The following is a 22,075-nucleotide window of genomic DNA, read 5'->3' as shown; positions in this document are numbered from 1 at the left end:
TCCTTCGATGCAGGCCCAGCAAAACTGTCACCGGACGGGGAACAGATGTAAAACGACCAAGAGACAAGCCCGCCTAGTATCCGAATCCCGTCGCCTCCACGGAAGGAAGAAATCTCATTACCACCCAACTCACCCACCCCGGAAAACCGTCCCAGTCGACCGGTCCCGAACCGTCTTCGAGCCCCACTTCGTCACTCCGTTCTCTCCCTCCGGGACAGGGCGATATGCAGGCTCCAATGGCGGGCGGTCAGCGCGTAGGTGATGAAGTCAGCGAGAAAATGCTGATGCGAGGCCCAGCGGTCCCGGAATTTACCTCGGGTCGGTGTCAGGTTCGGGGAGTCCGCAACAGTCTGAGCGAGAACCTTGGGACGCGACAGGTACGACATCGTGGGGCGGACTTCGTCAGTGTCATCAGAGGTGCCCAGAAAGAGTTCCTCGGTCAGCTTCAGAGCAGAAGTCAGGAAGGCCTTGGTGAGCGCATCGTAGGCCAGTTTCCGCCGGCCTTTGTGCGGACCGACTAGTTCATGGTGAGGTCCGTGTAGAGATTCTGGACCCGTGCGTTGATGTCGTCCCTGACCACGCGCATGCGCGGCTCAGGGCCGGAGCGTAGACGGCAAGTAGCCGTAGTGCCGTTTGAAGGCCCTGGTGAAGGTGTCCAAGTCTTTGAAGCCGCTTCGCATTGCGGCACTGGTCACCGGCAAACCCTCACGAAGCAGTGTGTGCGAATTGGTGATCCGCTTGCGCCGGATGTAGGCCGCTGGCGACTCGCCTTGATCGGCAAAAATTCTGTGCACGAGCCGCACGGAAACGTGATGCATACCGGCGAGGCTTTCCACGGACAACTCCGGATCAGCGAAATGCCCATCAATGTACGTTCGGATGGCAAATCCGAGCGCGTAGGAGCTGACGGGAGTCGGACCTGGACGACTTACTGGAATAAGCGCCGCACGCAACAACGTAGTGAGAGCTTCCGCTAGAAGCTCGCTCTCGGTCCGCTCGCGCTCGATGTAGTCCATGGAAGCAAGGGAACACATGAGGTTCGAGAGCGCTGTCATGCTAGCCGAAGGAGGAAGAACGCGCGCGGTGATGTCTGTCAGAGCATGGCCTGATCGGTTCACGGTGCGACGTGGCACTTGCAGCACGATCTCGCTCATACGCCCCGGGAAGCTCAACGTGTAGGGCACAGATGCATCGTAAAGTGCTGCATTCCCGGGTCTCAGACACGCTTCGCGGTCGTGCTGGAGAACGCTACCCCTACCGGAAAGATGGAATGAGAGGAGCAGGTCATCGCGGGGGTGCTCGGCAATCACGCGGTCGCTACGGTAAACCTCGGAACCCTCACTGGCAACACGACTAATAGACACGGACGCAGGCAGCTCAACATGCTCCAGTGTCGCGGCGAACCGGGGAACTCCAGCACGCACCTTGAGTGGGACGAACGCGCTGCTGCACGCCTCCGCCCACTCAGCGACTGAATTGACTAAAACCTGACGCACACCTGAAATTGTATCCCGCCTCACATTCTGAGCCCAGGTAACTGGCATTTCGCGATTGAATCAACAGCGTTACGACGTGCTTCCAAACCGGGATGGGATGCAGAAACCGCCGGATCCATCGAGCAAGTGTGCAGAGAACGTCGGATGCTGTGCACGAATGGTCGCGCAGGCGGGCGCGGGCATTTCTAGAGTCAGTTGCACAGCACACCGGGTTGCTGCCCGATTCAAAATCCCAAGGAGAGAAACGTGTCCGATTACACCAAGCAGTTCCGTGCGGCAGCCGTGCAGGCCGAGCCAGTCTGAAATGACGTGAGCGGAGCCATCGACAGGACCATAGCCCTTGCGAAAGAGGCGGCATCAAACGGCGCTGATCTCATCGCCTTCCCTGAGGTGTGGATCCCCGGCTATCCGTGGTTCCTCTGGCTGGACTCAGTCGCCTGGCAATCACAGTTCATCCTCCCATACGTAAAAAACTCAATCGAAGTCGGCGGCCCAGAGTTTCAGCACATTGAGAAAGCCGCCAAAGACCTCGGCATCGCGATCAGCCTAGCTTCAACGAATTGAGCGCGCTCAAACCGGTCCGGCGTTCCTCATTGTCTACCGGAAATCACTCAGTCACAGCAATAGGAAAGGAAGCGCGATGAGCGCAAACACCCATGATCATCCCTTCACGATCACTGCAACCAACAGGGAGGTGTTCGAGCGCGAACTCAACCATGCTGTGAAGCTGACGCAGGAAAAAGCCATGACAGAGGGTCTTCGCGGAATCCTTGTCACTCATGATGCACCTGGTCGTTTCACCGTTGCCCTCGACGACGATGTCCCCTTTGGCCTTACGAGAGAGAAATTTGCGTGGTAGCCATCGCGGACGTCTGCGACCGGCACTCTGTCCCGCTGCCCGCCGCAGCGATTCAATACCCGCTACGGCACCCGGCCGTGGCAACCGTCTGCGTCGGAGCACGCAACGCCGAACAAGTCACCCGGAACGCTGAACTCTTCGATGTGCAGATCCCCGCCGTCCTCTGGGAGGAACTCGTGACCGAGGCCTCCTCCGCTCTGCCGCTCCGCTCGGCTCAACCTGACAGAGCCGACTTGCAGCCAACGGCCGGTACGGATGGTGGGGGCCGTTTTCCAGGCAGTTCTGGCGATAGGAACCGTCGAGCACCTTCCCGCGCCGTTTCGGCACTCAACGCCGTGGCGACACGGTACGGCTACCCGCTGCAGATCGACGCTGCCGGTGTTCCGCCCCCCGGACCCTCGGACTCAGATCATGGAGCGGTGGCACACCTACGTAACGCCCGCCCGCGCCGCCGGCCTATACGAGCCCGACGGGCTTCAAGAAGTACTACGCGGCTGGGAACTTTCCCCGAGGAGAAGGAAGTGCCGGTCGGGCCCACCCAGGCAGCTGCATAGGGCCAGCGATACGCACGACTCACATCCTACGGGCAAGGGCGGCAACACTGATGCCCAATACACATTCCGGGTGCGCTTGGATTCAGTGCTCCGTGTCATCCGATTTTTGGTTGACCCGGTTCGATTGTTCTGGAACTTGGGTCCCTGACGGGGCCCGCGTTTGTCCCAGCCCGTAGCAAGGGAGCAATGCATTCCGTGTCTTATACGAGATACGTGGCCACGAAACCAAGAATCACCGTGGACATCATCGATAACCATGCCATAGTTCGCGAGTGTCTTGGCATCTGGCTCAAATCGAAGTCGGACAGTATTGAAGTCGCAGGTAGCTATGCAAGCTGGGCCGAGGTCTTATCAAATCTAAGCGATTTGTCCGATGTCGTGCTCATGGACGTGTTGCTCGGCGACAACCTGCCTCTTTCGGTCAAAATCAAAATGATTTCGTCGGCTGGATCCCAAGTCGTTGTGTTCAGCGGGATCACGGATTCCTCGGTAATCCGACAGTCTCACAACGCTGGCGCCCTTGGCTTCATATCCAAATCTGCCGGAACCGACGTGATGAGTGCAGCGATCAAGAGCGCCGCACAAGGCATTCCCTACTTCCCGGACGCCGCGGCAGCAATCCTGGCACCCGGTCGATCCCCGGTTCGGCTCACTAGCAGGGAACACGAAGTTGTTTCGCTGTACCTCGGCAGCTCAGGACCCACCGCCGCCGAAGTCGCAACGGCCCTGAACCGGTCGCCTGAGACCGTCAGAAAGCAACTTGCATCGGTGCGACGCAAGTTTCGATCCAGGTATGGCGGGTTGACCCGCATCGCCTTACGTGAACACCTGTTAGCCGAAGGCTGGCTAATTGAGGAACAACGCCCACAATAGACTGCGCCCGGTCCCCCACCCCTGGGCGAAGTCCGATGAAACCAAGAAATACCGGTTCCTGTGTTCCCAGAAAATCCAGGCACAACTGAAAGGTTCACCGTATGAAATATCCTTTCCCATCCCGTCCCAGCTCCAGACGCCTGAGGAAGGTGATGCTTGCAGGCGCAGGCATTGTTGCCGTGGCGGCCGGTGTCCTCACCGCACCCGCGGCAACGGCCGCGACTCCCGGCACAATTCCGGACGGTCCGCAGACCACGCTGGTCGTAACCAGCCAGTTCGCCAGCGACAACGGCGACCCGCACATCACCACGGACGAAGCCATGAAGCGGGTCTTCACCGGCACCGACTCAGCCAACTCCTGGCTGAAAGAAGTCTCGGGCAACCGCATTTCGCTCACCGGTGTGAAGAATCCTGCGGGCGACGTGATCGGCCCGGTGATGATGACTGACGCCGCGAAGGGCTGCAACATCGGCGAGCTGTTGAACCAGGGCAGGGCGGCAGCGACCGCGCAGGGCTATGACGTCTCGAAGTACCTGCGCACGATCGTCTACACCAGCCCAGGCGCCGGCTGCAACGGCGGCAAGGCGAACGTCGGCGGCATCAACGGCGGCGGCTGGGTGCAGGCTGACTGGTACTCAAGCACCCCGATGCTCACGCACGAGATCGGCCACAACCTTGGTCTTGCGCACTCCGGCGTGATGCGTTGCACCGATGCGAACGGCAACCCTGCCGTGCTGTACAAGAGCGGCTTCGACTCCATCGTCGGTCAGCCAGACAACTGCACATCCGACGGCGAAGGTGATGTGTATGACACGATGGGCTACGACGGCGGCTGGTACAACGCACCGCATCTCTCGCAGCTTGGCTGGATCACGCCCTCGCAGCAGAAGACCGTGACCACCAACGGTGTGTACACGATCAATGCGGTGGAAGACAACGCCGGTGCCCTGCGCACGCTGCGTCTGCCGATCAACGCCCCACTGCACGGTGCTGAGATTTGGATCGAGCACCGCGCCTCAGTGCCTGGCAACCAGTACGACCAGTTCAACGCCACCGACAAGGTGACTCAGGGCATCTCGCTGCGGATTTCTTCGTGGAAGGGTCAGACCCGTCTGCTGAACATGCACCCGGGCACGGGTAGCTTCTGGGACACCTACAACTCGCAGCTGAACGTAGGCGAGAGCTTCACCTACCCCGGACTCGCAACCATCAAGCTCCTCGGCATCGACGCAGCGACGAACACCGCCCAGGTGCAGATCACCAAGGTGCCAATGATCCTCACCGACAAGACGCTCCCGGGTGCCACGGCCGGTACGGCCTACTCGACCAAGCTCACCGAACGTGGCGGCACCCCTGCGTTCACGTGGACGATCGACTCCGGCACGCTCCCGCCGGGTGTGACGCTGGCTACTGACGGCACCCTGTCCGGCACACCAACCACTCCGGGAACGTACTCGTTCAAGGTTCGTCTGCGTGACGCTGCTGCACAGAAGGACTGGCGCACGTTTACCATCACGGTGACATAGCCGCAACTGAAACAAGAACGGGTCGGCCCATTTGGGCCGCTGGAGGCCAGGCTGAATTGCATGAGTGGCCCAGGCTTCCACAGATCAGACAACCTGGCCCCGCAAGCCAAGATGTCAATAGCCCGCGTTGACTCATAAAAAACCTCCGCGTAGCCGGATACGTTGCCTCATGGGAAAAGGTCCGGGAAGGGTGGCCGCGGAGATCCTTGAGGGATGGGATTGACGATGGGTGAACGCAAAGCCGTCACGAAGCACCTGGCCTAGTCCTACCGGACCGGTGACGGGCCAGGAAGGGGCGGATCCTGGATGAGCTTGTCGAGCTGACCGGCTGGCACCGGGACCACGCCCGGGCGGTGTAGCGGCATGCGTTCGATCCGCCGCGGCCACAGCCCGTCAGGCCGGGACGCGCCCCCGTGTACGGGGCCGACATGCAGGACGGGCTCGTGCTGTGCCGGGCGGTGCTGCGGGGCCCGGCGGGCAAGCTGCTGGCTCCGATGCTGCCGGGCCTGGTGCCGATGCTGCGGGCCAAGAAAGGTCCTGGACCTCACCGACGGGCAGGCAGCGATGCTGGACCGCATGAGTGCGGCGGCCATTGACCGGCGGCTGGCCCGCCTGGAACCTTGCGATCAACGTCATCCGCCTCGTGGTTGAACTGATCCGCTGGGTCTGGCACATAACCCCCTGAGCGGGGTTTGGCGGCGGGTACCGGTTTTCGGGCCGGTGCCCGCCGCCCTCCACCGGACAGACACGGGATGCCGACGGGCCTACTGCCGGCGCATCCGCAAGACGCCCTGCCTTGACCTGTCAGGCGGCCTTGGTACAGGGGCCGTGTCCCGCATGGTCCCCCATCAGGCGGGACCTTACTTGTCCCCAGGAACGTCGCCCAACGACCTACGCGACATAGGTTCCGGGATCCTGCCCATGGAAGGGAGCCACCCTGCCCGTCAGATTCCCAGGGGTCTTTCCCGTGGCCGAAGTACAGCTTGGTTGTCCGTGATGACGTGGTAGAGCCGCCTCCGACGATCCTGAAGGGCACCGCCTACATCACAGTGTTCCTGGGCCGTGGCGCCTTCCCGGGCCCGGAGACAGCGCGCAGTCAGCCAAGTGCCGAGGATGATCCCGGCCAGAAGACAGAGCGCGTAGAAGCGGACGGTCAGCGGCCCAGTTCAAAAAGCGCTGAAGGTGGGTGAGGGGATGAACAATTCCGACGCTGCCAGAGTCCGCATGGTGCCGCTCATTTAGCGTAGGAGAAGAGGGCCATCATGCCCCGCTCTGCGTGGTAGGAGTTGTGGCAATGGACAAGCCACTGGCCCGGGTTGTCCGCGTCGAAGATCACTGTGACGGTCTGTTTCGGGCGGACAATGACGGTGTCTTTGCGGGCCCCGTCCGCCCCGACCTGGAAGGTGTGCCCGTGCAGGTGCATCGGGTGCCACATGTCGGTGTCGTTCACGAATGCCACCTGGACGCGTTCACCGGCCTTCACATCGAAGGCATGCTCGAACGGTTTGGCCATGTCGAACCGGTTCCCGTTGATGCCCCAGTCGTATTTCTCCATCCCTCCGGTGAGCGTGAGTTCGTGGGTGCGGTCGGGGGCCTTGGCCGCCAGCGCGACGGAGGGGTCGGCCTTGAGTTGCCCGCCGTCCATGACGGTGCCCTCCAGCGTGTCCGGAAGGACCGCCGGCAGCGGCTTCTTGCCTGTTCCGGTGCCGATGAACCCCAGGGCTTTGCCGATCTTCCCTTCGGGCAGGGCCAGGACGGGCGTGAAGCCCTCCCGGACCGTGAGCAGGGCATCGATGCGTTCGCCCATGCCGAGCACGACGGCGTCCACGTCTTGGTGCCGGACCGGGAACCCGTCCGTGTGGGTGAGCGTCAGCTTCTGCCCCGGGATGCCAAGACGGTAGGCGGTGTCCCCGGCCGCGTTGATGACCCGCAACCGGACAACTTCCCCGGCCCTGGCCTGGAAGACTTCGGCGTCCTCGGGCGCCTTCGAATTGAACAGGTGGAAGGGGTAGCTGACGTCCCCGGCGTCCCCGCCCAGGAAGTCGCTGCGTGATCCCATGAGCATGTGCTTCATCCCCATACCCATGGACCCGGATGAATGTGCGGGTGAGGAACCCATGGAGCCGTGGTCCATGCCGCCCATGGACATGCCCTGCTCCAGTTCCTTCAGGACGTCGTCGGGGGTTCCGGTGATGCCGTCCATCCAGTCATCCAGGACGATCACCCAGTCCCTGTCGTAGCTGAGCGGTTCCTTCGGGTCCTCCACGATCAGGGCCCCGTAAAGGGCACGTTCGCGCTGGAGCTCCATGTGCGAGTGGTACCAGTAGGTGCCGGGGTGGGCGAGCCGGAAGTCGTAGCTGAATCCGGCACCGGCACCGACCGGGTCCTGAGTGATGTGTTGGACGCCGTCCTGGTCGTTCCGCAAGGCCAGCCCATGCCAATGGATGGAAGTCTCCTCCGGCAGGGCGTTGGCCAGGTCCACGGTGAGCCGGTCCCCGGCCTTGGCGCGGATGGTGGGGCCCCCCAAACCCGCGTTATAGCCCCAAGTGGTGACCGTTTTGCCGGCAACCGCTGCAGTGAGTGCAGCGGCGTTCAACGGCTGGTTCACGGTGGTCCCGGAGAAGGGGCGCCGGGATTCATAATCTGCGACTGCAGGGTCGGTGGGCACGACACGTTCCGGCGTGGCCGCTGCAGGGGTATTGGTGCAGGCGGCCAGCGCCGCGGCGGCGGCTGCGGCCACGGACAGGGCGAGGAAGTGGCGTCTGTTCAGATCGTTGTGCATGGGAAGTCCTTTGGTCTGCGGAGCAAGGGTCCGGCAGGGTCAGATGGGGGTGAGGAAGGTTCCGGCGAGGTTTTGCAGGTGGTTGATCCACTGCCCCCTGACGCCGGTGACCATGAGCACGCCAAGGCTGATGAGCATGGACGCCACGGCGATGTTGACGATTCGGATGTGGCGGCGTACCAGGGCCAGGTCGGAACTGACCAGGCCCAGCGCCGTCAAGGAGAACGGAATGTGGTCAGAAACTTCTTCATTGAATTCAGGGGCCTTCAAGACATCAGGGGGCGCATGGCGCCGTCAGTGTGGCACCGTCGCGCGAACCCGTTCGGGCTACGTCGGTGCGTCGAGGAAAAGGTCTGGCGCGGCAAGGATTCCGCGCGGCAGTCTTGTCCTATGTCCGGCTGATACCCAGATCCCCCGGTGACGGGCTTGAAGAAACATACGAACGCCCTGCACCGTGGTCGGTGCCTATTTGCACGCGATGCGTCCTGCACGTTGTGCCCGGCAGGGGGACGTCGAAGGAAGTGCTTCCAGGGGCCGGGATGCATTCCTGGTCCATGGTGGACATGCTTGGGAATGCGGCCGGGGCGGGGCAGAAGGAGGCCGATGGCGATAGCGCCGCGTCCGGATGGCTTACCAAGGCCTGTGGTTGTCCGCCGGCGTCGCCCATCACATGGCCGGTGTGCAGCATTCCGGCTGCAGACCCGCTGGCGGAAAGGGTCATGTCATGGGAACCCGAAAGGATGTGCATGCCGAGGATCCCGGCAATGATGGCCACCATGCCCGCGAACAGGCCCGCCCGGCGAAGGAACACCTCGATGCTAGCGCTGATGGCAGTAGTCATGGTGTTCCTCCTCCCGGAAGGCTTGCTCTTAACGGACCGGACCCCTTGGTTAGAATATCGGGCTGCGGGCAGCGCCCTGCCCGCAGCCCGACATCAGGATCGCGCCGGCACCGGAGAGAGGATGATCCCGGCGAACGACAAGGCTCCGGCGGTGAGAGAGACGGCGACGACATTGTACCTGGCGCCCCATACGAGGTCTGCCACATCTTGGTGTAGTTTGCCCTGGACAGGTCCACCATGGACAGCACGGCCCGTGGGTCATTGCCGGCCAGGATCACCCCGGCTGCTTCCATGACCACGTCAGTGCCAGCGCCGATGGCGACGACGACCTCGGCACGGGCCAGCCGGGGAATCGTTGACGCCGTCCCCGACCATCGCCACTTTCAGGCCTCGGACCTGCAGTTCGGCGCCCTTCTTGGGGGCTTGTGAAAAAGTGAAGTATCCAACTGTGAGTCTTGGTGTGGCTCGTCTGGGACTGGCTGGCAGGGTTGGTGTCGGTTTCGGGGCAGGCATTGGTGGGCGGGTGTCGCGATGGGGGCTTTGGGGCTCATGTTTTGACAGTGCTGAGGTGGCCTCGGTCCATCTTGTGGGTGTGGTCGGCGTATGAGGCCACGGAGGTGGAATGCGTGACGATGATGACACATTTGCCTTCGTCGTGTGCGAGTCGCGTGAAGATTCCCATGATTGATCGTTGGGTTTCCTTATCGAGGTTCCCGGTGGGTTCGTCGGCGATCACGATGGATGGATCGTGGGAGAGTGCACGCGCGATGCCGACGCGTTGTTGCTCTCCGCCGGAGAGCTTGAGGACGCGGCGATCTGCTGTTTCCCGGTCGATGCCCACTGAATCCAGCAGCGCATAGGCGCGGCTGGTGAGGTGGCGTCCCGTGGCTCCGGAGATCCGTGTGGCGAGTACCACGTTGTCCACGGCGGTCGCGGTCGTGAGCAGGTTATACGACTGGAACACGACCCCGATTTCCTGTGCGCGGTATGCGTCACGATCAGATTTGCTAAGGTCCTTGCCCTTGTACAGGATCCGGCCTGTGGTCACTTTGTCCAGTCCTGACAGCAGGGACAGCAGCGTCGTCTTTCCGGATCCGGATTTCCCGAGGATGACGTTGATCATCCCGGGATGGAATGTGGTTGAGATTCCATTGAGGGCATTCCTTTTCGCGCCGTGGTACCGGTATTCAATGTTTTCCAGCGTCAGCAAAGACATGTTCACGTTCTCCTTAGTTCCGGTCCGAAAGAATTTTGATCGGCTCAAACCGGCTGATATTCACGATGCCGATCACGCTCGCCAGAGCAGCCAGGACCGTTGAGAGGAGACCGAGTTGCAGGATCGAATCGGGGCCAAGCGGCACGTCCAACGATGTGAGACCGCCGGTGTTCTTCTTTGGGGCGGTGTCCACGATGCCGTCGGTCGCACCAATAATGAACCCGCCGCTGGGCTTCCCGGTGTTCGGTTGAGATGCAGCCTCGGCAGAGTTTGCGTACGCGTCATTTTGGCTGTGCAGTAGCCCATCAGCGATGGGTTTCGCGGCGACGAAGGTCAACGGCAAAGCAATGAGCAGTGCCGCGAAGGTCAGTGCCACTGATTCGGTGAGGAATCCGGTCAGGACTTTCCGTTTCGGCATGCCCATCGCGCGGAGGACGCCAATTTCGTACTTCCGTTCCCGGACGGCGATCATCGAGATGAGCACCAGGATCCCACCACCGAGAATGAGCACAACGATCAGGAACACGGTTGCCAAGTTGCGCATGTTGTCCACGGGTTTGACGATGTTGTTGTAACTCTCCAGGTCGGTCTTGAACGACCACTTATTGACGTCTACACCTGCTGCCTGGACATCCTTTCTGAACGTATCCAACGCCTCCGGTGACTTGAGGACGTAGGTCATGTGCAATTCAGGGATGATGGCTCCGGGAGCTGAGTATTGCTGATGCACCGTGTTGTATGTGGTGTAGATCTCATTGCGGTTGTTCAGTATTGGTTCTTTGATGTTCATGGGAAAACCTGAAGGATAGGCCGAAGCTGTGTCTGCGTAGATTCCGACCACTTTCAACTCGTAAGTGATCGTCTTGGCGCCCTCGGTAGCATCAAAACTCGAATCGCTCTTGAAGGAGTCTCCCACCTTCAGTTTGTTTAGTTCGGCGAATTCTTTGGAGATCAGGGCTTCACCGTCCACTTTCGGAGCTGTCCCTTCAAGGAGCGAACGTTCGCCCTTGCGGAACTTCTCCTCCTTGGGCAAATCGGTGGCGGCGACCAGTTTGGCGCTGGGCCGTGTCCGAGCACTGCTCCCGTCCCCACCGGACGTTGTTGAGAAAGATTTTCCGTCTTTCTCTTGGGCTTCCTTAGCGTCGGCGTCGACCGCTTTGACCCCGCTGAGGGGGGCGAGCTGGTCCGTAGCCGTTGCGGCCCATTCCTTCAAAGACGATGACTTGGCGATCTGCTTCTGTTGCTCCTGCGAGATCGTCGGATATGCCGCGCCAGTACTTGCCAGCTTTTGGAAGTCCGGGGTGAGGTACACCTGCGTACCAAAGCGTGACTTGTAGTCGTTGATGATGCTGGTGCTGGCATTCTGAATCATCAAAGCGATACCGCAGGTCACAATGATGACGAGTATGGAAACGAAGAGCAGAATGTTTCTACCCTTGTTTCGCAGCACGTTTTTCAACGCGTTTGAGATGACGTACAAAAGTCCTCCTCGACTCCGGTTCTCCGGCGGATGTACCGGAGTGAACCTTTCAAACTTTGCTCGGGCTAGCCGTGCCGGATTACCAGCAGCGGGGTCTTCCATGACGCTGCAAAGGACCGGCACTGACGTATAGATAAACGCTCGAAAATGCCGGGTAACCATCGGAAAGACGAGTCCTATGCCTGTCCCACTACTGCGTGTTGGGCTTCCTTCATTTTAGACTCAGAGAATAATGGCACCCCACGCTGTACAAAAACTGGATGTAATCTGTGATATTCCCCAAAACCAATCAACAAGGGTGCTGGAAGAGGCGCAGACATTCTCATTTCACGCCGGGATATAAGTACCGAGAGCTCTGACTTGCCGTCAGGAAAGACGGCTATGAAAGCACGTCCTCGTGGTAATCGCCGGGGAAGAAATGACGAGCGCTATTGCGACCATCATCGGACCAATCACTGCACTCGACTGACTCAGTCGGTAACTGACGCCGTGTCGTGCAAGGAACCACGACGGCAATAGACGAGCTGGAACATAGAACGTTGCAACCTGAAGTGCTACTGGATAGGCGACCGCCTTGACCGCGACGACAGCGAGGAGTATCACAAGCGCCGCTAAGGCCGAGTTAGCCCGTGGCCATGGAACCATTGCCCAGAGCCCTGTCGGTCTATCTTGTGGGCGTGCGGGCTAGTAGTCGGGGTTGCTTGGGGTGACCAGACCGGTTTCGTAGGCGTAGACGACGGCTTGGATGCGGTCGCGGAGGTGGAGTTTTGTCAGGACGCGGTGGATGTGGGTTTTGACTGTGGACTCTGCCAGGACGTAGCGGTGGGCGATTTCGGGGTTGCTGAGTCCTTCCGCCAGTGATTTGAGGATTTCGGTTTCGCGGGGCGTGAGTTCTTTGAGGAGCGGATCGGGGAGGCTCGGGGTTGTTTTTGCGTGACCGGTGGCATTTCCGCGGATGTATGTTTCCACGAGGCGTTTGGTTATTCGTGGGGCCACGACGGAATCACCGGAAGAGACGATGTGGATGGCGTTGATGAGCTCGGTCGGGGATGCGTCCTTGAGGAGGAAGGCGGATGCGCCGGCGTGGAGTCCTTCGAAGGCGTATTCGTCGAGATCGAAGGTGGTGAGGATGACCACGTGTGAGGTGGTGTTGGCGGCTGTGATGATACGTGTTGCTTCGATTCCATCCATATTCGGCATGCGTATGTCCATGAGAATGACGTCAGGCTTCAGTTTCGTTGCGAGTTCGATGGCCTCGGCGCCGTCGCTGGCCTCTGCGACGACTTGGAGAGATTCCTCATTTTCGATAATGAACCTGAATCCAGCTCTTAGCAGTGGCTGGTCATCGACGAGCATGACCGTGATCACCCCGTCGTGGTTCATGCTGTCTCCGTCCGGTCGTAGCTGTTGGTAGCTGGTTTCCAGGTGAGTTGGGCGTGGACTCGCCAGCCGCCCCCGTCCATGGGGCCGGCGCTCATTGTGCCGTTGTATATTCGGGCGCGTTCCTTCATGCCGGCAATGCCTCGCCCGGTGCCTGTGATGGATCTATCCGCGGGACGTGGGTGGGATGGAACCGAAATGTCCGCGTCAGTGCCTTTCCCGTCGTCGGTAACGTCGATTATCACGGTGGTCCCGTCCCGATTGATTCTGACGTTTACGTGGCCTGGTAGCCGGGCATAGCGCAGTACGTTGGTGAGGGATTCTTGGATGATCCGGTAGACCGTGAGTCGGAACGCAGGGTCGTTGGGCAAAGCTGCGCCGGTATGTTTGTATTCCAGGGGGAGTCCTGTCGCGCGGAAGCCGGTGAGTAGTTTCTCGATGCTGTCCGGGGTGATGAGTGGTTCGCGGATGGCGAGGCCGGATGGCTCGTTGTCGCGCAGAACGGTCAGCACGCTGCGCATGTCAGAGAGGGCCGAGCGTCCGGTCCGTGAGAGTTCAGCGATCAGTTCTTCAGCCCGGCCCGGGTTTTTCCTTACCCCGATACCTGCGGCATCGGCAAGTGTGACCATCACCGTCAGGGAATGCGCGACAACGTCGTGCGTTTCGCGGGCGATGCGGTTGCGTTCAGTGGCGGCCCCGAGCTCGGCCGTTCTTTCTGCCCATACGGTGACTTGTTCCTCGTAGAGCCGCCGCTGCCGGACAATGCCCCCCAACCCGGCGGCGAGGAGATTGGTCATCGTAATCCCAGCTACGTTACTCAGGGCGGTACCGATTCCGTAGTCCCCAGTCACCGGTTGCAGTTGGAAGTCAGCGGGGTTCTCTTGTCTGATAGTGACGGTAGCCGGCCCGTGCCCTGTCAGGATGTAAATAAGGATCATTGCGGCCGTGACAAGGCCTGTGACGGCCAACGTGAGCCGCCGATTCCGCGAGGTGGCGACCGCATAGAGGCCAAACCACACAACCGTCGAAATGCTATTGACCCCGTGGTAAAAGACGGAGGAAACGACCGTCGAAGCGAGGCCGAATGCGACTAGGCCTATTGGGTGGGCCCGGCGTAGAAGTAAGGCTCCCGCATCGAGGAGGAGAATGAGGGCTGCAGGCCATGCCCTGGTGCTTCCAGCGTCGATAATGGTCGGTGTTACAAGCACAAGATAGCTCAGGATCACCACAGCGTCCAAGGCATGAGGGTGAGCGTTCAAGTAGCTCCGGATCCGGCCGTGAGGCTTGACCGGCATTTGGAAGGGGGACGCATCGAAACTGCTCGCCGATGCGTCCAGGGGTTCCAAAGTCACGATGTTTGTGCCGTTTCTTCGAGAGGTCTAGCCGCTTAGACGTCGCGCTTCTTGAGTATGGTCACTGCGGGAACGAGGAAGATCAGGATGTAGCCGAGGAAGATAATTCCGCCGTGCCAAGGGTCAATAATACCGTCGGTATGGCCGATGACCAGGAAGCGTCCACCCGCTTCGGTGGGCAGATACTGCGGAACATACTTCCAGAAATCCCCCGGGATTTGACCAAGGAAGGTTCCCGCAAGGGGCAGGACGAAGAACAGACCCAGCAGGACGGTAATCCCGGCGGCGGAGTTCCGCAGGAGGGTGCCCAAGGACAGGGCGATCAAGGAGGCTCCGGCTACGTATAGGCCCGCGGTGAGGACACCGTAAAGGAGACCTTCGGTGGACCAGCTTAATTCAAAGTCGGTACCCTTGAAGATCGCCATCCCTATGAGGGAAGTCGCCACCGCGGCGAGCAGGGTGATTACGTAGGACGCGACGACGAGAACGACAGCTTTCGCGGTGAACACAGGCACTCGCCTCGGTACCGCGGCTACGGTTGAGCGGATCATCCCCGTCGTGTATTCGGATGCAATGAACATCACTGCCAATGCTCCAAGGATCGCGATGCCGAGTCCTAGCCCTGCACTGGGCAGGTTGGAGAGACTGATGACAGCCGCAGGGTCCCCCTGACCATTCACCGTGAGGGTGGCGCCCTGGGCCTTTGCCTTACGGAACTCTTCCAGGATGGCGTGTTGGGCTAGGGCGCTGACGGTTCCGAGACCGGTGATGGCCACGAAGGTCAGCACCAATAGGATCTTTGTAGAAAGTAGGGATGTGAATTTGATCCACTCGGATTTCAGGACTCCGGAGAAGACAACTCCAGAGGAGCCTGTTGAAGGTGCCGAAGACCGACGGGCATTGGTGGTGTCGGAGAACGTACTCATAACTTTTCTACCGTCCGTTCCGTGGAGTGGGCTGGGCGTTGGTGATATCGGGGACACTGGAACGGTATTCGACTTCGTCCTTGGTGAGCTCGAAATAGGCTTCTTCCAGGGATTGTTTCTGGGTGGAAATTTCGTTGATCAACAGACCGTTCTGATGGGCGATCCTGGCGATTTGTCCCGAGTCAAGACCAGTGATTTCCATGGTTTCGGCGTCTTTGACCTCGACGGTGACCCCATCGCCGGTCAGCATTACGAACAGCCTGGATACTTCCGGTGTCCGTACGAGAGTTTTCGCCTGTCCACGGGCGATGATCTCCGCCATGGGGGCGTCGGCGAGGATCCGCCCCCTACCGATAACCACCAGATGTTCGGCGGTTTGTGCCATTTCGGACATCAGATGGGAGGACAGGAACACGGTCTTACCTTGCGACGCGAGACCTCGAACTAGGTTCCTGACCCACAACACGCCTTCGGGGTCCAGCCCGTTGATGGGTTCGTCCAAAATCAACGTCTCTGGGTCTCCCAACAGAGCCGCCGCGATACCAAGGCGTTGCCCCATACCCAAGGAGAACCCACCTGCCTTCTTCTTCGCCACCGCGGTGAGGCCGGTCATTTCGATGACCTCGTGCACGCGGGAAGTCGGGATGCGGTGTGTCGCAGCCATGGCTAGAAGATGCTTGTACGCGCTTCGGCTAGTGTGCACGGCTTTGGCATCAAGCAAAGCACCAACCTGATGCAGAGGGTCACGATGCAGGGCATACGCCTTCCCATTGACCGTAGCCATACCCGAGGTAGGCCGGTCCAAGCCCATGATTATCCGCATCGTCGTGGACTTCCCAGCACCATTCGGACCCAGAAACCCGGTCACCGAGCCAGGACGAACCGAGAAACTGATTCCGCTTACGGCGACTTTGTCACCGTAGGTCTTCCTCAAATCCCTGACCTCAATCACGATAATCCCTCACCTATCTGTATTGACGACGATTAGCACCACCAACGTTACAAATCACCGTTCGCCATCAGGGTGTCCACATGGTTGATTCTCCAGGCGTTAGTTTTCCCCTAGATCTACACCGTAAGTACCACCACCCGCAGACCAGCGAAATCCTCGTTGTGGCCAATGCATAAGTGGCCACATGCGGAAAGTGATTGCCAGATCGCGGCTCCAGCCAGCATGGTTGCCGGATCGTGCGTATTTCCTCACCAGGCCAGGACCTTCGCCCAGTCAGCAATGAACTCGGCCCTGCGACTCGCTATGGCAGGGTTTTGCATTCGCCTTGATAATCGAAGGCCAGCCGCCGAGATGCTGCTGGGCCTCGGAAAGCTCCAGAACGAGCCACACTCTCGACGAAAGGCGCACAGAAGGTACAAGTTCACTCAGGATGTTGTGTGCACCGCATCTGCTCTCAGCGTGCACTTTCATTCCCTGACGGTGATGGTCACTCACCTCCGCGACCGCATCCAAGCCGTCGTCTACGCCTACGAAACCGGTCTGGTCACCCCAAGCAACCCCGACTACTAGCCCGCACGCCACAAGATAGACCGACAGGGCTCTGGGCAATGGTTCCATGGCCACGGGCTACCCATCATCGCAGCGTCCAATTTGAATTGCGGCAGACCATCAATGAAATGGCTGTGTGATCATGCAAAGATATGTAGCACTCCCGTCAAACCGGCCTTGACCGCGCCCGGAGCAGCCCACCGTCATATCGTCTGAACACCTGCTTGGCATCGACGAACTTGGCTACATGGAGGTGGACAAACGCGGCGCCGACCTCCTCTTCCAGGTCCTCACCGAGAGAGAAGAGAAAGCATCGGTCGCGATCGCCTCCAACGAATCCTTCTCCGGCTGGACAAAAACCTTCACCGACCCACGGCTCTGCGCCGCCATCGTTGATCGGCTCACCTTCAACGGCACCATCATCGAAACCGGAACCGACTCCTACCGCCTCGCCCAGACCATGGCTCAACAACCTTCATAACCCTGCTGAGATCTGGTACCAAGCAAGCGGTTCACTCCGGCCGGGCGCGGTGAAAGGCTGACTTCCCTAACCTCCAAAGCATCTGTATATGCGTGGGATGAGGTTCCTTTCGATCCGTGCGACATTAGCGGACGACCCGGCCCCGTGGTTCAAAACGACCTTTATCTTTAGTCCTCCTACTTCACCGCCGGAACCCGGTAGGAAGGAATGATGTTGTGACTGATCGGCATGAAGCTCTGGTGCGCTGGCCGGTTCGACTAACGATATGGGTGCCTCGTGCCCATGCCGGATCAACGGGATTGCGGAAAGCTAAACCAGTCAATGGACCGCCGGGTGCCGTGACGGCGGGTGGACAGTTTGAAGGCGGCCCACCTTGCTGATCATGTCGGTGTGTTAGGCGTGGCTGAATGCCAGCGGCCTGCTGGCGCCGAGCATGCCTGTTGTAGCGTGGCAATTGTTGTACTCGTAGTACTGCTGGTCGCGTGAGACTACTGCGACTTCATGGCTGAGGCGAAGCCTGGCGCCCGCGTTTGCCTGCAGGAATTTCATGGCGGCCATGAAGATGGCGACGTGGGTCGGATGCGATTCCGCCCACCTCTCCATGTCCTCCAGGCTATGCCAGAAGCTCAGTCCGAAGCTCTGTTCAAGGACAGTGCCGTTCCCGTCGCTGCTCGTCATGTACCTGTTCGCGTAGCAGCCGATCGATGCGCCGTCCGTCGTCAGGAAGTCCATGCCTGCTTTCAGTTGGGGTTCCACGTCGCCGAAATAGGACGCACGTTCTGCGTCCTCGCAAAGGCTCCAGTCTTGGCCGGAGCGGATGACGGCGAGGTTGTCGTGGGGTTCTACCCGGACGATCCCCGAGTTCTCGGGGACGATGGGGTCGCCGACCGGCTCGAGGGCTTCGGTTTGCGCAATCGGGAGGCGGTCGCGCATGCTTCCCCAGTAACCGTGTTCCTGGATTTCCCCGCTGTATCCTCCGGTGGCCACCCGGGCGGCCCCTTCTGGGAAAGTATTGGAAGAGTACAGGGTCTCAAACCCACGTGCTTCCGGAGTGATCGCTTCGATCCAGCGGCCGTGCCCTGCAGACTCTAGGCCGGCGCCGATCAGTGCGTCTCGGTGCTTCCTGAACCAGCGCCCATAGGCCTCCGCGTCGTCCCAATAGGCAATGATGATCTGGTTATCGAAGCCTTGTTCGTCCGTGTGGACGGCGTGCTCACGGGACATCGGTCCATCCTCTTGTGCGCACAGCTCCCACATTCCAGCGGAGGCTACTTTCGCCTCGCTGGAGAGCGGCTGCTTGCTTTGGACGCCGAAGAAGGCGCAGACAAGACTGCTGACGCCTTCGGCGAAGCGCACGGAGTAGGACGGGTAAGGCGGCGTGTAGCCATCGCCCACCCGCTTGGTCCGCGTCCGTTCGACGCTGAGGTGTACCGGGATCGAAGACTCCATAGCCGGTTCCTGCCGGCTGGGGCCGGGGGCCATCTAGAGTTCCGCCATGACTGGAAGCGCTGGCTCTTCTACGTCTCGGAACTGTTCAGCACCGGCGGCGGAATCCGCTGGCGGGGCGGTGTCGATGACGGCCCGCCGAGGAGCCTTGTTGAGGACCAGCTGTGTGACATCGGGGCGGGAGTAGTGGCCCGCGGGGTCGGCAACAGCCTTCGACACTGAGATAAGGCCCAGATCGATCTCAGCGTAGATGAGGCCTTCCTTATTTTCCGGGAGGGACTCGTGGAGTTGCTGGCCGTCGGGTCCGAAGATGCGGGCATGTCCGCCGCCGGTTCTCAGGAGTGCCTTCTGCAGGTCGGTGGTGCACATTTCGTCGACCATGTCCTGGGATACGGTGGCGCACGGAGCCAGGACGAAGCACTGGCCTTCCACGGCATAGATCCGCGAGGCGGAGGTGTTGACCTCGGGGCCGAGGGCGTAGGCGCCGCGTTCATATAGGGAAAAGCTCGGCCATGCGCCGACGTGGACCTGCTCGTTCTGGGCGTACATGGCGTACTTGGACAGCGGCTGCAGGTGCTCCCAGCAGCAGAGTCCGCCGACGCGGCCCAGCCTGGTGTCCCAGACGGCGAGGTCGCTTCCGTCGCCTTCGCCGAAGATGGTGCGCTCCACATGGGTGGGCTTGAGCTTGCGGCGCTGGGCGATGGTGGTGCCGTCGCTGTCGATGAACCATTGGGCGATGTACAGGCTGCCGCCGCTTCGTTCGCTCAAGCCCATGCTGACCATGATGTTGTTGTCCTTGGCTGCCTTCGAGATCCGCTCAGCCTGGGGTGTGCCGTACTCGAGAGAATTGTCGAAGTAGCGCTGGGTGTACTTCGGCAGCCACAGGGCCGGGGCGTCGAGCCAGGCGTACCACGGGTAGCCCGGGAGCCAGGTCTCGGGGAAGGCGATCAGCTCCGCGCCATTACGGGCGGCTTCCTCGATCAGGGCGATCGATTTGTCGATGGTCTTGTCCAAGTCGAGGAATACCGGTGCTGCCTGAACAACGGCTGCTTTGAACTGGGGGTGATTCATTGCGATCTCCTATAGCATGTGACGCTAGTCACAAAAAATGGATGTGGTTCCACGCTACGCCTCAATTCCGAGGCATTCTTGATCGAGAATCGCAGGACCATTGACTGCGAGTGTCACGTTGCATGCGCCGTATCTGCGTTGCGAAACCGGCCGATGAGTGGGCGCAGCGTGACGGTAAGATTAGGCATGGCCAAGGTTGTGAGCACAGCGGCGGTGTCTCCCCGGAACAGTGTTTCGTTCTGGACGGAGACCGTTTCTGATACTTTTGTTGACCTCGACTGCAGGGCCGGTGACGGCTGCGAGTCCATAGACGGTGAAATAGCTGTCCAGTCTTTGGCGTCGCTTGATTTGGCCCGCGTGCGTGCCTCCGCGCAATCCGTCCACCGCACACCAGCTGCCATCGACGCTTCCTCCGACGACTACTATCTCGTGGGCGTACAAACTGAAGGCTCATGCTTGGTGACCCAGGATGGGCGCTCGGCCGCCATCAACAACGGCGGGTTCGCGCTCTATGACACCACCCGACCGTATTCACTCCTGCTGACCGACCACTTTGAGCAACTCGTGATCCGCCTTCCGAGAACCGCTTTGGAGCGACACCTGCCCGAAGCTGCCAGACTCACCGCACGGGCAGTGGACGCGGATCCGGGGGCTGCGCGTCTGCTGGTCAATACAGTGCAGTTCCTAGCGAACGACATTGACGTTCTGTCCCCGGATGTTGCCTTATCGGTCTCCCAAGGCGTGGAGCATCTGATTGTTGCTGGCCTGGGCGGTCTCGCCCGGGGTGTCCCGGACGCGAACCGTTTCTCCCGGCGCAAGCTCGTGCAAACCCATATCCTCGAAAACCTGGGCGACGAGTCCCTAAGTATCAAATCCATCGCAAGAGAGCTTCACTTGTCTCCGAGCAGCATCCACCGCGCCTTCGCAGCCGACGGTGAGACAGTGATGGGCTGGGTCTGGCAGCAACGTCTGAACCGGATCAGGGAGACCTTGTTGACCCGAAAATATGACGGCACACTGACGGACTTGTTCGTTACGTGGGGATTCTCAGACCCTGCGCACTTCAGCCGGGCCTTCCGCCAGCGGTACGGACATGCGCCCTCGGAATTGCTGCGGCCGATAGCCGACGCGCCTTTCACGCGGCCTTCAACTCAGTAACGACCGCTCGCTCGCTCGGAGCGCGGCATCGGCGCGGACTCACTCTATGAAGACAAGGCTTCGGGGAAGAAAGACGACCGGCCCGAGCTGGCCTCCTGCCTCAAGGCCCTGCGCCACGGGGACACCCTGGTCGTCTGGAAACTCGACCGGCTCGGCCGGGATCTGCGCCACCTGGTCAACATCGTCCACGACCTGACCGAACGCGGCATCGGACTCAAGGTCCTCACCGGGCAAGGCGCAGCCATCGACACCACCACGGCCTCCGGGAAGCTCGTTTTCGGGATCTTCGCTGCCCTGGCCGAGTTCGAACGCGAACTCATCTCCGAACGCACCAAAGCGGGACTCGCCTCTGCTCGCGCCCGCGGCCGCAACGGCGGCCGCCCCTACAAAATGACCCCGGCCAAACTCCGCCTCGCCATGGCGTCCATGGGCAAACCCGGAACCAAAGTCAGCGACCTCTGCACCGAACTCGGGATCACCCGCCAAACCCTCTATAGGCACGTCTCACCTACTGGGGAACTGCGACCCGACGGTGACAAGCTCCTTTCACGGTAGCGGCCCGGTGAAATCGAAGTGGGGTCGCAACGGATTCCGGCGGATAACCTTCTGGTGTCCACCGGCCGCCGTGCTTGCGGACTGCGGCTTCATCCGACGACCCGGCCGGTTGACCTCACTCACCGACCTAGAGGGCTGTATGTGGTTTCGGGATGCTCCCCGAACCGAATCCGCCCCGTCGAGCCTGTGAGGCTGGTCATGGGCGACCACTCCCCTGCTCTCCGCGCATGAGACTGCGAAGACTAACCCCCAGTTGTAGGGCTTCTGTCGCCGAGTACCAAGTTCTCCACCCCCCGTTTCAGGCCCCGACCGTTCACGGCACGCGGCACCTTGAGTCCTGACTTGCTACTCCTGCCTTACTACTCCCCTACTGCAGTATCTACTGCATAGTTACCTGTATTTCTACGGCAAAGCAGGTGCGCAGTTACTTCATATCTGTTGCTTGGTAGCTTCGGAGTCCAAATGCTGCTGCAAAGTGCAGATTTAGTTTCGCTTTGTCTATTTCTATGAAACACCGAATAACTGATAAGCCGCTACGAATTTAATTCAAAGCTACTTGCGTTCTACTGCATGCCTAA

The 22,075-nt window shown here is 60.3% G+C and carries 20 protein-coding genes and 3 pseudogenes; 9 read left to right on the top strand and 14 right to left on the bottom strand.

What is annotated here, in order from left to right:
- Window positions 1–593: 593 nt before the first annotated feature.
- The gene (locus tag ACX5I4_RS22595) at window positions 594–1,544 is read right to left on the bottom strand and encodes an AraC-like ligand-binding domain-containing protein (RefSeq protein WP_461838836.1); all 951 of its coding nucleotides are present in this window, start codon (window positions 1,542–1,544) and stop codon (window positions 594–596) included.
- Window positions 1,545–1,805: 261 nt separating this feature from the next.
- Here ACX5I4_RS22595 and ACX5I4_RS22590 point away from each other — a divergent pair, with 261 nt between their 5' ends.
- The 5 genes from ACX5I4_RS22590 to ACX5I4_RS22570 all read left to right on the top strand — a co-directional run bounded on the left by ACX5I4_RS22590 (window position 1,806) and on the right by ACX5I4_RS22570 (window position 5,308).
- A complete protein-coding gene (locus ACX5I4_RS22590; protein WP_461838835.1) occupies window positions 1,806–2,060 on the top strand; it encodes a nitrilase-related carbon-nitrogen hydrolase in 255 nt (84 codons plus the stop codon).
- A gap of 76 nt (window positions 2,061–2,136) precedes the next feature.
- Window positions 2,137–2,355 (top strand): hypothetical protein, encoded by a 219-nt coding sequence (locus ACX5I4_RS22585; RefSeq protein ID WP_461838834.1) that lies wholly within the window; start codon window positions 2,137–2,139, stop codon window positions 2,353–2,355.
- Complete coding sequence (locus ACX5I4_RS22580) at window positions 2,349–2,909, top strand: aldo/keto reductase (protein WP_461838833.1); 561 nt, start codon at window positions 2,349–2,351, stop codon at window positions 2,907–2,909. The genes ACX5I4_RS22585 and ACX5I4_RS22580 overlap by 7 nt, the downstream gene beginning before the upstream one ends.
- A gap of 237 nt (window positions 2,910–3,146) precedes the next feature.
- Entirely contained in the window at window positions 3,147–3,782 is a 636-nt protein-coding gene (locus ACX5I4_RS22575; protein WP_461838832.1) for a response regulator, read from the top strand.
- 152 nt (window positions 3,783–3,934) lie between these two features.
- Complete coding sequence (locus ACX5I4_RS22570) at window positions 3,935–5,308, top strand: putative Ig domain-containing protein (RefSeq protein ID WP_461838831.1); 1,374 nt, start codon at window positions 3,935–3,937, stop codon at window positions 5,306–5,308.
- A 266-nt stretch (window positions 5,309–5,574) separates the two neighbouring features.
- On the opposite strand, the gene ACX5I4_RS22565 is transcribed toward ACX5I4_RS22570, so the two are convergent.
- From ACX5I4_RS22565 to ACX5I4_RS22515, 11 genes and pseudogenes are all read right to left on the bottom strand, one after another.
- The gene (locus tag ACX5I4_RS22565) at window positions 5,575–5,901 is read right to left on the bottom strand and encodes a hypothetical protein (protein WP_461838830.1); all 327 of its coding nucleotides are present in this window, start codon (window positions 5,899–5,901) and stop codon (window positions 5,575–5,577) included.
- 641 nt (window positions 5,902–6,542) lie between these two features.
- Window positions 6,543–8,090, bottom strand: coding sequence for a multicopper oxidase family protein (locus tag ACX5I4_RS22560; protein WP_461838829.1), 1,548 nt, complete (start codon window positions 8,088–8,090; stop codon window positions 6,543–6,545).
- A gap of 39 nt (window positions 8,091–8,129) precedes the next feature.
- Entirely contained in the window at window positions 8,130–8,360 is a 231-nt protein-coding gene (locus ACX5I4_RS22555) for a hypothetical protein (RefSeq protein WP_461838828.1), read from the bottom strand.
- A 118-nt stretch (window positions 8,361–8,478) separates the two neighbouring features.
- Window positions 8,479–8,931 carry a hypothetical protein gene (locus ACX5I4_RS22550; RefSeq protein ID WP_461838827.1) on the bottom strand — a complete coding sequence of 151 codons (453 nt, stop codon included), beginning with the start codon at window positions 8,929–8,931 and terminating at the stop codon, window positions 8,479–8,481.
- Between the two features lie 88 nt (window positions 8,932–9,019).
- A pseudogene (locus tag ACX5I4_RS22545) lies at window positions 9,020–9,348 on the bottom strand (HAD hydrolase family protein); the annotation flags it as partial.
- Window positions 9,349–9,478: 130 nt separating this feature from the next.
- Window positions 9,479–10,147 carry an ABC transporter ATP-binding protein gene (locus ACX5I4_RS22540; protein ID WP_461838826.1) on the bottom strand — a complete coding sequence of 223 codons (669 nt, stop codon included), beginning with the start codon at window positions 10,145–10,147 and terminating at the stop codon, window positions 9,479–9,481.
- Between the two features lie 13 nt (window positions 10,148–10,160).
- The gene (locus tag ACX5I4_RS22535) at window positions 10,161–11,729 is read right to left on the bottom strand and encodes an ABC transporter permease (RefSeq protein ID WP_461838825.1); all 1,569 of its coding nucleotides are present in this window, start codon (window positions 11,727–11,729) and stop codon (window positions 10,161–10,163) included.
- Between the two features lie 582 nt (window positions 11,730–12,311).
- Window positions 12,312–13,010 carry a response regulator gene (locus ACX5I4_RS22530; RefSeq protein ID WP_461838824.1) on the bottom strand — a complete coding sequence of 233 codons (699 nt, stop codon included), beginning with the start codon at window positions 13,008–13,010 and terminating at the stop codon, window positions 12,312–12,314.
- The gene (locus tag ACX5I4_RS22525) at window positions 13,007–14,359 is read right to left on the bottom strand and encodes a sensor histidine kinase (protein WP_461838823.1); all 1,353 of its coding nucleotides are present in this window, start codon (window positions 14,357–14,359) and stop codon (window positions 13,007–13,009) included. The genes ACX5I4_RS22530 and ACX5I4_RS22525 overlap by 4 nt, the downstream gene beginning before the upstream one ends.
- Before the next feature lie 35 nt (window positions 14,360–14,394).
- Window positions 14,395–15,147 carry an ABC transporter permease gene (locus ACX5I4_RS22520; protein WP_461838822.1) on the bottom strand — a complete coding sequence of 251 codons (753 nt, stop codon included), beginning with the start codon at window positions 15,145–15,147 and terminating at the stop codon, window positions 14,395–14,397.
- A 145-nt stretch (window positions 15,148–15,292) separates the two neighbouring features.
- Complete coding sequence (locus ACX5I4_RS22515; protein ID WP_461838821.1) at window positions 15,293–16,237, bottom strand: ABC transporter ATP-binding protein; 945 nt, start codon at window positions 16,235–16,237, stop codon at window positions 15,293–15,295.
- Between the two features lie 492 nt (window positions 16,238–16,729).
- Between ACX5I4_RS22515 and ACX5I4_RS22510 the strand changes: the two are divergent.
- Together ACX5I4_RS22510 and ACX5I4_RS22505 are read left to right on the top strand one after the other, a co-directional pair.
- Window positions 16,730–16,807, top strand: a pseudogene (locus tag ACX5I4_RS22510) (DNA-binding response regulator); the annotation flags it as partial.
- 199 nt (window positions 16,808–17,006) lie between these two features.
- Window positions 17,007–17,267: pseudogene (locus ACX5I4_RS22505) on the top strand (ATP-binding protein); the annotation flags it as partial.
- Between the two features lie 393 nt (window positions 17,268–17,660).
- Here ACX5I4_RS22505 and ACX5I4_RS22500 read toward each other — a convergent pair.
- Complete coding sequence (locus ACX5I4_RS22500; protein WP_461838820.1) at window positions 17,661–18,716, bottom strand: phenylacetaldoxime dehydratase family protein; 1,056 nt, start codon at window positions 18,714–18,716, stop codon at window positions 17,661–17,663.
- Window positions 18,717–18,749: 33 nt separating this feature from the next.
- Window positions 18,750–19,784 carry a carbon-nitrogen hydrolase family protein gene (locus ACX5I4_RS22495; protein ID WP_461838819.1) on the bottom strand — a complete coding sequence of 345 codons (1,035 nt, stop codon included), beginning with the start codon at window positions 19,782–19,784 and terminating at the stop codon, window positions 18,750–18,752.
- A 186-nt stretch (window positions 19,785–19,970) separates the two neighbouring features.
- Between ACX5I4_RS22495 and ACX5I4_RS22490 the strand changes: the two genes are divergently transcribed.
- Together ACX5I4_RS22490 and ACX5I4_RS22485 are read left to right on the top strand one after the other, a co-directional pair.
- A complete protein-coding gene (locus ACX5I4_RS22490) occupies window positions 19,971–20,942 on the top strand; it encodes an AraC-like ligand-binding domain-containing protein (protein ID WP_461838818.1) in 972 nt (323 codons plus the stop codon).
- Window positions 20,943–20,969: 27 nt separating this feature from the next.
- A complete protein-coding gene (locus ACX5I4_RS22485; protein ID WP_461838865.1) occupies window positions 20,970–21,497 on the top strand; it encodes a recombinase family protein in 528 nt (175 codons plus the stop codon).
- Window positions 21,498–22,075: the final 578 nt, after the last annotated feature.

Source organism: Arthrobacter sp. MMS24-S77, from assembly GCF_054888235.1.
This window is presented reverse-complemented; position numbering and strand designations above follow the sequence as displayed.